Raw genomic sequence first — 14,885 nt, 5'->3', positions numbered from 1 at the left:
AGCAACGGTAACGGTGCTGGATCAACCCCTGCTCAGCCTACAGGCGAGCGCAACACTCGTTGCAGCCGGTACCCCCGTCAGCTTGTCAGCCATCGGCTGTTCGGGCACCATCACCTGGAGCAACGGAGCAACCGGTAGCACCATCACGGTCGTACCAACCCAGGCCAGCCAGACCTACAGTGCCACCTGCACCACGGGACCTGACTGCTTTACTAGCGCCAGCATCCAACTCCTGACCACCGCCGCCCTGGGGGACTTCGTCTTTGAGGATGTCAACAAAGATGGGGTGCAGGACAGCAACGACCTGCCCATCGCCGGAGCCACGGTTACCCTGCTCCAGAACGGCAGCCCCGTGGCCACCACCACCACCGATGCCAGCGGGCTCTACAGCTTCACGGGCCTGACCCCGGGCACGCCCTACTCGGTGAGCTTCACCACCCCAGCGGGCTTCTCGACCACGACGGGGGCTAATGTGGGCGGTGATGATGGCCTGGACAGCGACCCGGTCAACGGGGTGACGGTCTCGCTGACGCTGGGGGCCGGGGAGGTCAACGCCAGTCTGGACGCCGGTTTTGTGCGGCCCCTTGTGCCGCCGGTGAGCTATGCCCTGGCCAAGAGCGTGGACCAGAGCCGGGCCGAGAAGGGCGGGGTGGTGACCTACACCATTTCGCTGACCAACACCAGCCCGACGACCGGCACCAACGTGCTAGTCACCGACGCATTCAGCACCAGTGCGCTAAGTGTAGTAGGATCAGCGACTGTCACGGCGGGTACGTTTGTGGCATCGACTACGGGCGGCCTCTGGACGATACCCAGTCTGGCCGGGGGCGCTGTGGCCAGCTTGAGTTTCCAGGCCCAAATTAACGAGGAAGGCCTGAGCTACAACGTGGCGACGGCCCCCGATGGGCAGACTGCTACAGCCTGCATCACGGTACCTTACCACGTCTGCGACAACACACCTTTTGAGTTTTTAATCTTGGCACCTGCCTCTTCAGACTTCTACCAATGGTCGCGTAACGGCATCCCGATTCCGGGAGCTACCAGCGCCACTTACAGCGTGACCCAAGCAGGCGAGTATACAGTAGCGGGTACTGCAAACGGCTGTACAGATGGCACCTGCTGCCCGGTCATTGTGGTAGCCGACGCGGTCCCCAGCCTGACGGCGGTAGGTGTAGCAGCCAGTTGCACAGGCTCTACTCCCCTCAACGATGCCCGCATCAGTCTGGTCGCCAGCACCACCAATGCAATAAGCTACAACATCAGTCTGGGCAGCAGCTTCACCACACCGCTACTAGCCACCAACCAATCGCTGTCGGCGGTAAGTGGCGGAGTGTTATTGGCGAATCAGGTAAATCCTGACGAGGCACCGGGTCAGAGCTACACGATCCGGGTATACTCGGCTGAAGGATGTTACAGTGATGTGTCGGTAGTCATTCCACCCACTCAGTGCCAATGTCCACCAGCGGTCTGCGTACCATTTTCAATAAAAAAAGTAGTCCGTAAATAAGTTGTCCTGATTCATAAAAAATGCCAGCCCGAGTCAGGCTGGCATTTTTTATGAATCAGGATTGAGCGCGTTGGTCAGCCAGTGTATACGGCATCTTTGCCCAGGTACTGTTCCAATTCAGCTTACCGTAGGTCTGTAATGGCGCAGAAGTCCATATCACCGTAGTCGAGGTTTTCTCCAGCCATACCCCAGATAAAGGTATAGTTGGACGTACCTGAACCCGAGTGGATGGACCAGTTTGGTGAGATGACCGCCTGTTCGTTTTGCATCCAGACATGACGAGTTTCCTGCGGCTCGCCCATGAAATGACAAACAGCCTGCCCTTCTGGCACTTCAAAATAGAAATACACTTCCATTCGGCGGTCATGCACGTGGGCCGGCATAGTATTCCAGACGCTCCCCGTTTTCAATTCGGTCATGCCCATCTGAAGCTGGCACGTTGGCAATACGCTGTTGACGATCAGCTTGTTGATTGTCCGGTGATTGGCCGTGGCCGTACTACCCAGTTCTACTACTTCGGCATCCTGCCGTGACACTTTACGGGTTGGGTAGCGGTGGGTAGCCGGGGTTGAGTTAAGGTAAAACTTGGCCGGTGCGGTATCATCTGCTGACACGAAAGTGACTTCTTTGGTCAACTGCCCGATGTACAGCGCTTCTTTATAACCAAGCTCAAACGATTCCCCGTCTGCAATTACCTGACCGGCACCGCCCACATTGATAATTCCCAACTCACGACGCTCCAGAAAATACTGCGCTTTCAGGTTTTCCGGACAATCGAGAGAGACGGGGCCTGCTACCGGCATAACGCCACCTGTCATATATCGATCAAAGAACGAGAGCGTCCAGCGTATCTGATCAGCCTGGAACAGGGTCGTAATGAGAAAACTCTGACGGAGTTGCTCAGTGGTCATCCCCTTCACCTCATTGGGCGAGTTGGCGTATCGGCTCTCAAAAAACGTGGCCTTCGTAGCTAGCCCGTTGGCACTCGGGTTCATGTCAGTTTGCATGTATGTAGAAAAGTAAATGCTCAAAAATAAGGATTCGATATGCGATACAACTCACAATAGCTGAGTTGTCCAACAGTTTACCCATAATGTCATGCAATTCAGGCAAACAGATAAGGCCGAATTACCTGTTGCTGGGAGATCAGGCCATTCATTTGTATACTGCAAAATTGTTCACTCACAGCATCAGCTATGGCTTTATTTCGTTGGGTATTTCTGGTCTTTGCGACTCATGTAACAGCCTTAGCTCAGCTATCCGCTACTCGTTCAGACACCCTGCTACACGTTGGACAAACGCGGTTTTATCGGGTTCATGTACCAGCCGCTTATACCAAAACCACCAACAAACTGCCTCTGATTATCGCGCTGCATGGCGGCGGAGGGAGTGGGCAGCAATTTGAAGCTCAATCCGGGTTGAGCGAGACAGCGGATCGTGAAGGATTCATCGTCGTTTATCCGGACGGGCGGCAAAATCCGGGTGTTTTAGGCCTTCGTACCTGGAATGCTGGCACTTGCTGTGGACAGGTTGCAGCGGCAGATAAAACCGACGATGTAGGATTTATTAGTCGGCTAATTGATAAGCTGGTAGCCGGATACCGGGTTGACTCAAAACGGGTATACGCAACCGGGCATTCAAACGGGGCAATGCTTTGCTACCGGCTGGCTTGTGAATTACCGGAGAAGCTGGCTGCTATTGCCGCCAATGCGGGTACCATGCAGCTTACTAAAGCCTGTGATCCAAGCCGGGTGATTCCCATTCTGCACGTTCATTCAGCATTGGACAGAAACGTACCCAGTACGGGCGGGGTTGGTTCAAAAAGCCTGAATCGTCAGTGGAATGCCCCGGTAGACAGTACGCTGGCTGTTTTTATACGGCTGGCTCAGTGCGGTCAGGAACGGGTGATTCAGACCACCCCGCAGTATACGCGCTACGAATGGCGATCCTGCCCGGGTAAGTTGTCTATTCAGTATTACCTAACCAATGACGGGGGGCATTCGTGGCCGGGTGGCCGAAAAGGAGCCCGGCTTATCGGTGATCCGCCTTCTACCGCATTGATAAATAACGACCTGATCTGGTCCTTCTTCAGCCTATACTCACTGCCTTGAGTACAGGGTAGACAAGCCAGTTTGTCTATCCGGCAAACGTTGCTTTAGCTAGTTTGAACCATAAAAAATCCCTTCACCTGCTTGAAGGGATTTTTTATGGCTGCTATTCATCAGGCCAAGGCAACCGCAAGTAATTAATGCACAACACTCCGGTAGCCCTGGAAACAGCTGGCAGCAGCTCAGTTGGGCGAGTGCAGTACTGATCGCGGCGCGTTCAACCAGATAACTACCTAAGTAACATCAGTTTGGCCCGCCGTTTGCTACGTAATTTGACTAGCTGGCTTCTATAGACTTTAATCAATGGAAGTTCTGGATTAAAACGTAGTGCAGCCATGGTAACAAAATACACGTTTCCAGCTTTCCTGATTTTCGTACTGGCCTTTTTCGGTGGAACTCTCAGCTACGCCCAGCACAAATGCGCCACCCCAGAACTAACTGACAGTGCGATTACTATCCGGGAATTGACTCGCCCACCGGCCGCACGATTCGGGTCAGCCAGGCGAGCGGCTAACGTGCAGTATATTCCCATACAGTTCCACGTTCTTCGTAAGAGCAACGGTGCTGAAGGCCCTTCCGTTAGCACTCTGAATCAGGCAGTAGCTCTTTTAAATCAGTTGTACCAGCCAGTTGGTATTTCGTTCTATCAGTGTGGCACACAACCTCATTACATCGACAACACATCGTTATACGATTATGACACAAGCGAAGAAAGTCTGCTGACCGGTGCCAATGACGTCTCTAACGCCATCAATATTTATATCCCTAATTCAATCCTGTATGGTGGCAGTCCGGCAACGGGGTATTCCTATTATCCGTCAACGCTGGCAATCACGAACCGAATTTTTGTCATATCCAGCGAGCTGACCGGCACAAGTCTGGCGCATGAGATGGGGCATTACTTCAATCTGTACCATACATTTCAGAGTAACCGGAGTAGCTTATTGGCTAATCGAGAGCTGGTTATTCGGCCCGGCAGCCCGCAGGGAATGCGCCCATACGCTGCCAACTGTGCCACCGCCGGCGATTTCGTTTGCGACACGCCCGCCGACCCATATGGTGTATCGGGGGCCACTACATCGGGCTGTGCTTATACAGGCTATGCCATCGACGCGAATGGCGATGTGTTTGTACCACAAACAACCAACATCATGTCGTACTACGCATGCAGCAACCAGTTTACGCCCGGTCAGTATGCCCGAATAGCCACCGGACTGTCCATGCGGCTCGATCCTGCCAACGCGTACAAGCTCGACTGTATTGCTCCCTCGCTTGCCGCCCCGACCAACCTGTCTCTACAAATTCACCCCGCTGGTGTGCTCGTTCAATTTTCGTACCCCAACGCCAGTGCAGCTGGTTTTTTGATCGAACGGGCGGTAGCGGGCACGAACTCATTTACTACAGTTGGCGGCCTGCCCCCCACCTCATTTTCGTTTGTCGACGGTTCCATCTTGCCCAACACAGCTTATACATACCGAGTCAAGGCAACCAACGCGACCAACCAGTACAGCCCCGAGCAGTCAATTACGGTGGGCCTGTTCTATTGCCGACCTGCCTATGTATGGACTACCGGTAGTATCATTGGCAAGATTGAGAATTTCAGCCTGCAGGGTAGCCAGACAACGCTTCGTTCCCTGGCTACCGGTATGGGGTCAGACGGGTACTCGAACTTCACGGCTACACCCCACGCCGTACTGGTGGGGCAGCCCTATGCGTTTACCGCCAGCGCCATGTCGAGCTCCAGCGGAGGCTATATGTATCAGCACTTAACCATCTGGCTGGACAGTAACCAGGATGGCCTTTTTACTGACTCAGAGGTCTTATTCAAGTCGTCGGGAGGCCAGTTATTGAGTCCATCGCTCACGGGTACACTCCGGATACCGGCCACGGCCCTACCGGGTCAAACCAGGCTTCGGCTCAGGAGTCAATATGTGGGCGATGGGCCCGCTGACAATCCGTGCGCCACTTACGATTACGGCGAAGCCGAAGACTACACACTAGCTCTGACGGCACCAGTTCCGATAACTTGTTTTAGCCTCTCGGCCACGGCCAAACCGACGAGCTGTGCTACCAGTAACGACGGACAGGTTGCGCTCACGGCTACCAATGGCAGTGGCCCTTATTCGTATTCATTGGCCGCACGTACCAGTTCAACGGGCAGCTTCACAGGCTTGCCATCGGGCACGTACACGGCTCGGGTAGCCGATCTGACTACCGGGTGCAGCAGTAGTCTGGCCGTTTCGGTAAACCAGCCTCTGGCTGAATCAGCCGTACTGGGGGGCTCAACCGCTGTGTGTGGCAGCCAATCTGTTGCACTCACAGTTGCCATTACAGGCAGCAAAAGCCCTTATCTGCTGGTGCTGAATGATGGCCAGACAGACCGAAATGTAGCTGGGTACGTTTCCGGCACGCCCATTCTGACTACCCCACTCACCACGACTACATTTCAGTTAAAGTCAGTTACCGACTCACGGAATTGTCCGGTGCTACTTAATTCCGGATCGGCTGCAGCGACAGTAGTAGTCAACCAGGCGAGTCCACTCACGATTTCGCCTGGCAGTGCCACGCTTTGCACTGGCGAATCGATCACGCTACAGGGTAATGGCGAGGGCAGTTTTCGCTGGAACACCGGCCAGGTAGGTACCTCTTTGCTGGTATCGTCTACCGGCGCGTATTCAGTCACGCTGACCAATGCCACCGGGTGTACCAGCGTGGCAGTTGCGTCAGTTCAGGTACGCAGCTGTCCACAACCAGTTCGGTTTAGCGCTAAAGTGCTGCTGGAAGGCTACACCGATCCTACAACTGGTCTGATGAGCAAAGCCAGTTCGCTGTCCTGGTTTCCCAAACAGCAACCCTACAATGCATCACCCTGGCTCTATACGGGTACAGAGTCGGTTAGTGTGTTACCCAACAACACCACCGACTGGGTGTTGATTGTAGCTCGCAACGCCTCGGGAGTAGTACTGAGCAGACAAGCCGCATTTGTCAGGAACGATGGCTTATTACTCGACATAGACGGTTCGGAGGGAGTGTTGCTACCACCTGTAAGCGAGCCGATTTACGTGGCCGTCTCGCACCGCAACCACCTATCGATTATTACCAGGGATCCCGTGGTGAGCGGCCGGCTGGTTGACTTCACATCAGATGCCAGCCTGGCCAAAGGCAGTGCTCAGTTAAAGCCCATCGGGACGAAGTTCGCTCTGTTTGCCGGCGACTTCAACAGCGACAACGTAGTCAACAACAAGGATTTTAACCTATGGCGGGCCACCCCCGCAGCCGTTGGCAAATACCTCGCCGTCGACAGTGACGGGAATGGAATCATCAATAACAAAGATTACAACCGCTGGGCCGGGAACCGCTCCAAGATCGGTACTCCTGGCCTCTAACCGTTTTTTCAGCATGTGTTCCATTAGCCAATTTTTTATCGCTCTCTGCCTGTTGCTTGGCCTATCTCGGCTGGCCTATGCCCAAACGGCTAACCTCAGGCTGGATACGCAGCTCAATTGTGCCACCGGACAGTACACGGCCACCATCCAGATTCGGGCCGACAGTCCTACCTCGTTCTCCATTGGCACGTCCTCGGTGTTTCTCTCTTACGATCCGGCGTCGCTGACGTTTGCGAGCTACCAGTCGCTCAATTTCGATGAAACCACGGTATGTGCCGGGCAGGCCCTTTGGGATCCGCACAACTTCGACGCCTCAACGCCGGGTTTGTTCAACCTGACTATCAACCTGAATAGTACAACGGTCAGTTGTCCGCTTATCAGCAATGCCGACTGGGTTAGTATTGGACAGCTGACGTTTACAGTGCTTAACCAAGCGGGCAATCCAACCCTTCTGTTCAGCGCAGACAATACCAGTTTCAACGCCCTTCCGGGAAACAATGGTCTCACTCAGATCAGTGCCGGCTTATTTACGGGCGTTGATCAGCCGGGAGTTTTAGCCTGCCCACCACCCTGCAGTAGCGCCTGCTTACCCGTCGTAGTCACGCGCATCAGGTAGCACATATGGCCGGGTGATTTGTACTTTCGTGGTATGAATACATCCTCAACGCCCCTTCCCGAACGCATTCGTCCCCGAACCCTCGATGAGGTCATTGGCCAGGCAAAACTAATTGGGCCTACCGGATCGTTGCGCCGGGCTGTGGCATCGGGCCGGTTACCGTCGATGATCTTATGGGGGCCGCCGGGCGTGGGTAAAACAACGCTGGCGCTATTGCTGGCCGAAGCCGTAAAGCGACCATTTGTAGCTTTGAGTGCCATTAATGCTGGCGTGAAAGAGGTCCGCGATGTGCTGGCCCGACCAGCCGGTCTTTTTCCGCCGGTAGTCTTCATCGATGAGATTCACCGATTCAACAAAAGTCAGCAGGATGCCTTACTGGGTGCGGTTGAGAAAGGGCAAATTACACTGATTGGTGCCACCACCGAGAACCCCTCCTTTGAAGTGAATGGTGCCCTGCTTTCCCGCTGCCAGGTCTACGTGCTTGAAGCCCTCGACCGCGACGATCTTATCAAACTCATTGACCGGGCACTTACCTCTGATACGTACCTGAAGCAACGCCAGATACGTGTGGCGGAATACGACGCTCTGCTCCGCCTGTCGGGGGGGGACGGGCGAAAACTGCTGAACCTGCTCGAACTGGTCGTAACTAACCACGTGACAGCCGAAGAATTAGTGATCACTGACGACTATGTAACGAGTGTGGCGCAGCAGAACATCGCCCGTTACGACAAATCGGGGGAGCAGCATTACGACATCATATCGGCCTTTATTAAATCACTGCGGGGGTCAGACCCTAACGCGGCTCTGTACTGGATGGCCCGGATGCTGGTAGCTGGCGAAGACCCGGTGTTTATTGCCCGCCGCATGTTGATCATGGCGTCGGAGGATATTGGCAACGCCAACCCCACCGCCCTCATTATGGCCACCGAAGCCATGCAGGCCATTCGGGTTATCGGCATGCCCGAAGGCCGAATTATTCTGTCGCAGGTGGCGGTATACCTGGCTACGTCGCCTAAAAGCAACGCCAGTTATGTAGCGATCAACGAGGCCATGGCCCTGGCCGAAAAAACGGCCCACCTGCCTGTACCGCTTCACCTCCGTAACGCCCCTACCAAGCTAATGAAGCAGTTGGGCTATGGCAACGACTACCAGTACGCGCACAATTACAACGGCAACTTCAGCCAGCAGAACTACCTACCCGATGAACTGGAAGGGCACAAACTGTATGACCCCGGCCAGAATCCCCGCGAACAGGACATCCTGCGTAGTTTAAAAGCCTGGTGGGGTGATTGGTACGGGTACTAGGCAGTTGCCCGCTTCCAGAACTTTACAAACAAGTTGTCAGGTACGTTGCGGGCAGCTAATTCGGGGCGATCTGTCCCGCTTGAACAAATTCGACCAAAAAAGTAGCGGTGTAGACCCGTTTCGGCTAATTTCCAAGTCAATAAACGACTGTACGCCCCTCTTCATCCTCATCTCCCCGACAATGCCCGCCCAACCCACACTCTCTTTTCTGTGCATTGCTACGTTCTTCAAAGGCGAAGCGTTCATGCGAACCAGTAAAGCCCTTGGCCACACAGTGTATCTGCTCACTGAAGAACGGCACCGCGACAAAGCCTGGCCACACGAGTCGATAGACGAAATCTTCTACCTACCCTCCGAGAGCAACGACAGCCAGAACCTCGACCAGATGTTGCTCGGCCTGGCCCACACCATGCGCACCCGCCACATCGATCGGGTTGTTTCGCTCGATGATTTTGATGTAGAGAAGGGAGCACTAGTGCGAGAAACGTTCAGGTTGCCTGGCATGGGCCAAACCACCGCCCGCTTCTTCCGCGACAAACTGGCGATGCGTATGCGGGCCAGCGCCGAAGGCATTCGCGTACCCCGGTTTAGTTCGCTCTTCAACAACGAACAACTAACCACGTACCTGCAGCAAAGCGAAGGACCCTGGCTGATCAAGCCCCGCTCCGAGGCCTCGACCACCGGCATCCGGAAAGTGCACTCGCTCGACGAAGCCTGGGAGGTGGTGCACAGTTTGGGCGATAACCGGCATCAGTTTCTGATCGAAGAATTTAAGCCCGGTACCGTTTTTCACGTCGATGCCCTATCGTATGAGAAGAAAGCAGTGTTTACCCGCGCCAGCGAGTATTTGGCTACCCCGATGGATGTTGCCCACGGCGGTGGCGTATTCCGCACCCAGACCCTTCCCCTCGACAGTGCACTGGTGGCTGACCTGATGGCGATGAACGACGCCGTTATGGTCGCATTTGGTATGCAGAACAGCGCTTCCCACTCAGAATATATCCGGGGGAATCACGACGGCGAATTATATTTTCTGGAAACGGCCTCGCGGGTAGGTGGCGCCCACATTGCCGAGATGGTGGAGGCCGCTTCGGGCATAAACCTGTGGGCCGAATGGGCTAAACTTGAAACAGCAGCGGCCCGAAACGAACCTTACCAAGCTCCGGCCGACACTGGTTTACATGCCGGCCTTATTGCCTCGCTTGCCACCGAAGCCCAACCCGACACATCGGCCTTTAGCGACCCTGAAATTGTCTGGCGGATGACTCGCGAGCATCATATTGGGTTCATCGTTCAGTCGGAATCGCCCGAACGGATACGAACCCTACTCGATGAGTACATGGCCCGCATTCAGGCTAGCGTACATGCATCAATGCCTGTCGCTGATAAGCCGACTAGCTGACGAACAAGTAGTTACCACTAGTCAGTGAGCACTTCTCAGCAAAGGCAAGATTAATTTTTTAAGTAAATCATATGATAATTAGTAGTTAGATAAACTGTCGTCTGCTTTTTGCAAGTACTAGCGTAGCACTCCGATTAAGTCGGGGGCTACGCTTTTTTATTGCTTTTACCCGATAGATTTTATTGGCTGACCGCCAAGCAGATAAGATCGATTATATAGCTGATATACAGCAATTTATATCAATGTATGAAAATATTATTTACACTTCCTCTAACGTCAACTCTGAAATGGCTGGTAGCAACACTGCTGGTTCTGGCAGCATTTAGCGCAAGTGCTCAGATATCTGGCACGGTTTTTAGAGACTTCAACGCCAACGGAATTCGGGAAGCTCCAGGCGAAGTAGGCCTTGGTGGCGTGACAGTGACAATAACCAGCACAAACGGCGTTGTCACAACCGGCACTTCCAGTACGGTTAGCGCCACGCTGGGTACGTACAGCCTCTCACCTGCTGGCACAGCGCCGTTCAGGGTTCAGTTCACCAACCTTCCCACAGGCTATTACCCTGGTCCGGTTGGCACAGGAAGTGGCTCGGCAATTCAGTTTGTCACCACCAGCACGCAGTCGGGCATTAACCTGGGCGTCAACTACCCATCTGATTATAGTCAGGCAAACCCGTATGTACTGGTTCCCTGTTACGTAAATGGTAACCCAACCAGTACTACCGGCAACGTAGGCGCAGAGGGCGTTTTGGTTACGCTCCCGTATAGCAGCACAGGAAACACCCCGGCAGAGTTTGCCATTTCGTTCAACAGTCAGATCGGAACTGTCTTTGGTATTGCCTATCAGCGCACAGCCAAGCATGCTTATTCCTCGGCCTTTGTAAAACGGCACTCTGGCTTGGGGCCGGGTGGCGCTGGTGCCATCTACCTGACAAAACCCACCAATGCGGCACTCACGTCGTTCACGTCTTCTGTATTTGCCACACTCCCAATGGCCATTACCGTGGCCTCGAACACGGCGCGGGGATTACCCGGAAGCCTAACTGTAGTGAACCAGGATCCGCTTGTCTTTGACCAGGTAGGGAAGACCGGTCTGGGCGATCTGGAAATTACCGAAGACGGCACCCAACTCTACGCGGTGAACCTCTCGGATCAGAAACTGTATCGCATTCCGATTAATGACCCAACATCAACCAATCCCACGGCCAATACCGCCGCTATCACCAGCTTCAGCATTACGGGAAGCTCGTCGGTATGCCGCACAAACAGCGTATTCCGGCCTTTTGCCCTGAAGAGTTACCGGGGTAAGATGTATGTAGGGGGCGTTTGTACCAACGAAAGTATTCCCACATCGACGACGATCAACTTTGGATCAGGATCCATCGGGGGTAACCTGTACACGCGCGATACGACCGGCATGAAAGCCGTGGTGTATGAATTTAACCCCGCCAATAACTCATTCTCTGCTGTATTGACCTTTCCGCTGACTTACAAAAAGGGAGCGACCAACAACGACAAAACAGGTGTAGACCGCGCCGACCGCTGGCTTCCCTGGACCGATGTTGTACCTGGCAGTACAGCCGTCCCATCGCGGTTTGCCCGGAATGACCTTCCCAACATGTCGTATCCCCAACCGTGGCTAACGGGTATTGAATTCGACGTTGATGGATCCATGATTCTGAGTATCCGCGACCGGACCGGTGACCAGTTTGGTAACAACAACTACGGGCCCAACAACACAACGACCTACCGGGCTATTGCGCCCGGTGACCTGTTAAGGGCTGGCAAGTGCAGCCCTACCGCTACGCAATGGACCATGGAATTCAACGCAACAGTCTGCGGTGTCACTTCACTCAGCGGTGCGGGTAATGGACAAGGTTTTGGTAACGGGGAATATTATTATAGCGATGCCATCGCCATTCCCTCGACAACGAACCCGTACCACACGGAGATGAGTGAGGGCGCACTGGCCCTGCTGATGGGTAGCGGTGAAGTGGTATCGATCGTAATTGACCCCACTGATCAGATTGACGCGGGCGGTATTCGACGGTTCAAAAACGCCGATGGGTCGTCAAGCCCGGCAACAAGTGCTCAAATATATGCAAGTGCCAACGTAGCAACCTATGGTAAAGCCAACGGTCTGGGTGACCTTGAACTGGTCATTGATAACCCACCGATTGAAATTGGCAACCGGGTTTGGTTTGACACGAATAAAGATGGCATACAAGATCCAAGTGAAACGGTATACACCTCTGTAGCCGGGTTAACGGTTCAACTGCTTCAGAACGGTAGCGTTATTGGGACAACCACCGTGTCGGCCACAGGTACGTACCTGTTCAGCAGTGTTTCCACAACGGCTATTCAGCCAAATACGGCTTATCAGGTTAGGCTGGTTTTACCGGCCAGCACAACATTGGCCATTGCAACCGACTTGCAGGGTACTAACGCATCGATTGATTCAGATGCCAATCCGTCGGGCGTCGTATCGCTGACAACCGGTTATTATGGCGAAAACAACCACACCTACGACATTGGCGTGATTGCCTGTACGCCACCTACCGGCACAACCTCGATTGTCAACGCTACCTGTTTCAACGGGGTCGTTCTGAACAACGCACAAATCTCTATCTCGGCTATTGCCAATGCTACGCAGGCTAGTATTTCGAGAGGAAACACATACACCCTTGCCGCCGAATTCAACGACCCTACCAACCTTACCGTTGTCAGTTCGGCCGTTTCCTTCACTGGTTTGTCGGGCGGAACAACCTATACAATTCGCTTATTCAACGGAGCAACCAATTGTTACCAGGATTTTGTCGTCGCCATCCCCACAGCCGTTTGTTGTGGCATCTCGCTGACCAACGTGGTTGCTGGTGTTTGTAGCACGACCAACAATCAGTTCAACACCACGGGTACGGTCAGATTGAGCAACATACCTACCAACGGTACGCTGTATATAAGCAACGGGACTTACGCGCAAACGTTCGCCGTTACCACTTCCACTACGGCCGTATCGTTCACGTTTGTAGCCGAATCGGATGGAACAACGCGTACAATCTCTACGTCGCTGGCGAGTTGCGGTACTTCAGCCACTACGGTGGCTAGTCCGGCGGCCTGTTTCACGGCCTGCGCATCGAGTTGTAACCCCATTGCGGTAACCCGATACGGTACAACAGCCCTATCTAACGCCCAATTCAACTATTTTGGACTGGGTGCGGAAGCACGGTATGGCAACGGTTCCAACACAGGGGCATACGAACTTGATTTTAACCGAACCTCGCCATCAGCGACGACGATCGTCAACGGTCAGTATAACTGGACGAGTGGCACACCCAACTCCTTCACGCTGAGCTACAACCCGGCATTGACGGGCCAAAACCGGGCTGTTTTTACGCTTTCATCCGGAGCGACACAGACCGTTAGTATCCAGACAAACCCGCAGTCACTTAGTGCCGACAGCCCAATTCCACTTCAATTCAATGCCATACAACTGGCTTTACGGTCGAGTAGCCTGGTTTCCTCTCCCACAGAGGTACTTAATCTAGCCCTGAATGGCACACCGCTCGGTTCGTCTCTGTCAACCAATAACTTCATCTTATCCAGCGACACTGACAACCTGATCATCCGATCGTCGCAACTGAATCAGGCTTTTGTGCTGACGGGTACAGTCACCTTCAACTGGCTCGTGATTACTCCACCCGCCGCCGACGGACTTTCGTTTAATATCCGTTTAGGGGTGGTCAACGATTGCGCAGCGATCCCGGTGACCACTGTCAATAGCGCGACCATTGCTTGCCAGGCCACATCGGCCACATTGACGGCAACCAGCAGCCAGACTGGCCTGACGTATGCCTGGACGGGGCCATCGGCCTTCACCGCCAACACGCAAAGTGTTACGGTTACATCGGCAGGTACGTATACGGTGGTAGCCACAAATCCCCAAACAGGATGTTCGAGCACAGCCGTGTCTACGGTGACGCAAAACTTACCCGTAACGGCAACCGTTACGGCGAGCCCGGGTAACACAATCTGTCAAGGTACATCAGTGTCACTGACGGCCAATGCTACAGGTGGATCAGGTTTCACCTACAACTGGTCACCAATCGGAACGGGGTCAACCCAGACGGTAACTGTCGCGCCCACAACCACAACGGTCTACACGGTCACGGTGACCAACAGCAGTCTGTGCTCAACCACCGCCACGGCTACCATAACAGTCAACCCCGCGGTGACCGCCACGGTGGCTAATCAGACTATCTGTAACGGAACCACGGCTACACTAACGGCCAACGCCACGGGCGGCACAGGTTTCACCTATACCTGGTCACCCGCTGGTACCGGCTCAACAGCTTCAGTCGTGGTCTCCCCTACCGCTACGACCACCTATAGCGTCACGGTAACCAACAGCAACGGCTGCTCGGCCGTGACTACTGCCACGGTGACGGTCAATCCAGCGGTGACCGCTACGGTAAGTGCCAGTCCAAGTAACACGATTTGTAATGGCAACTCAGCTGTGCTCACGGCAGCGGGGGGCAGCACCTACCGGTGGTCGACTGGAGCGC

8 protein-coding genes are annotated in these 14,885 nt (G+C 54.2%); 7 read left to right on the top strand and 1 reads right to left on the bottom strand.

The genetic code is table 11. The features are described 5' to 3' along the window. Positions 1-1,507, top strand: a 1,507-nt coding sequence (locus F7231_RS26875; RefSeq protein ID WP_166694322.1) for an SdrD B-like domain-containing protein, incomplete at its 5' end; no start/stop codon positions are given. Positions 1,508-1,629: 122 nt separating this feature from the next. Here F7231_RS26875 and kduI read toward each other — a convergent pair. Further along, entirely contained in the window at positions 1,630-2,514 is an 885-nt protein-coding gene (gene kduI / locus F7231_RS26870; RefSeq protein ID WP_085413102.1) for a 5-dehydro-4-deoxy-D-glucuronate isomerase, read from the bottom strand. 189 nt (positions 2,515-2,703) lie between these two features. Between kduI and F7231_RS26865 the strand changes: the two genes are divergently transcribed. The 6 genes from F7231_RS26865 to F7231_RS26840 all read left to right on the top strand — a co-directional run. Continuing rightward, entirely contained in the window at positions 2,704-3,618 is a 915-nt protein-coding gene (locus tag F7231_RS26865) for an extracellular catalytic domain type 1 short-chain-length polyhydroxyalkanoate depolymerase (RefSeq protein WP_166694321.1), read from the top strand. Between the two features lie 332 nt (positions 3,619-3,950). Further along, positions 3,951-7,001, top strand: a complete 3,051-nt coding sequence (locus F7231_RS26860; protein ID WP_166694320.1) for a GEVED domain-containing protein — start codon at positions 3,951-3,953, stop codon at positions 6,999-7,001. Positions 7,002-7,014: 13 nt separating this feature from the next. After that, positions 7,015-7,617: a hypothetical protein gene (locus F7231_RS26855; RefSeq protein WP_166694319.1), complete on the top strand. Its 603-nt coding sequence runs from the start codon at positions 7,015-7,017 to the stop codon at positions 7,615-7,617. 33 nt (positions 7,618-7,650) lie between these two features. After that, positions 7,651-8,922, top strand: a complete 1,272-nt coding sequence (locus tag F7231_RS26850; RefSeq protein WP_166694318.1) for a replication-associated recombination protein A — start codon at positions 7,651-7,653, stop codon at positions 8,920-8,922. Between the two features lie 181 nt (positions 8,923-9,103). Continuing rightward, complete coding sequence (locus F7231_RS26845) at positions 9,104-10,324, top strand: ATP-grasp domain-containing protein (protein ID WP_166694317.1); 1,221 nt, start codon at positions 9,104-9,106, stop codon at positions 10,322-10,324. 246 nt (positions 10,325-10,570) lie between these two features. Beyond that, on the top strand, positions 10,571-14,885 hold a 4,315-nt coding region (locus tag F7231_RS26840), incomplete at its 3' end, for an SdrD B-like domain-containing protein (protein WP_166694316.1).

Origin of the sequence: Fibrivirga algicola, assembly GCF_011742925.1 — a bacterium.
Taxonomy (GTDB): Bacteria; Bacteroidota; Bacteroidia; order Cytophagales; family Spirosomataceae; genus Fibrella; species Fibrella algicola.
Note: the sequence above shows the minus strand (reverse complement) of the source record. Positions and strands in the feature narration are given on the sequence as shown.

Bases quoted from the DNA above. Each gene is read 5' to 3' on its own strand.
- F7231_RS26845 (WP_166694317.1), top strand. From the start codon at position 9,104: ATGCCCGCCCAACCCACACTCTCTTTTCTGTGCATTGCTACGTTCTTC.
- F7231_RS26865 (WP_166694321.1), top strand. From the start codon at position 2,704: ATGGCTTTATTTCGTTGGGTATTTCTGGTCTTTGCGACTCATGTAACA.
- F7231_RS26855 (WP_166694319.1), top strand. From the start codon at position 7,015: ATGTGTTCCATTAGCCAATTTTTTATCGCTCTCTGCCTGTTGCTTGGC.
- kduI (WP_085413102.1), bottom strand. From the start codon at position 2,514: ATGCAAACTGACATGAACCCGAGTGCCAACGGGCTAGCTACGAAGGCC.
- F7231_RS26850 (WP_166694318.1), top strand. From the start codon at position 7,651: ATGAATACATCCTCAACGCCCCTTCCCGAACGCATTCGTCCCCGAACC.
- F7231_RS26860 (WP_166694320.1), top strand. From the start codon at position 3,951: ATGGTAACAAAATACACGTTTCCAGCTTTCCTGATTTTCGTACTGGCC.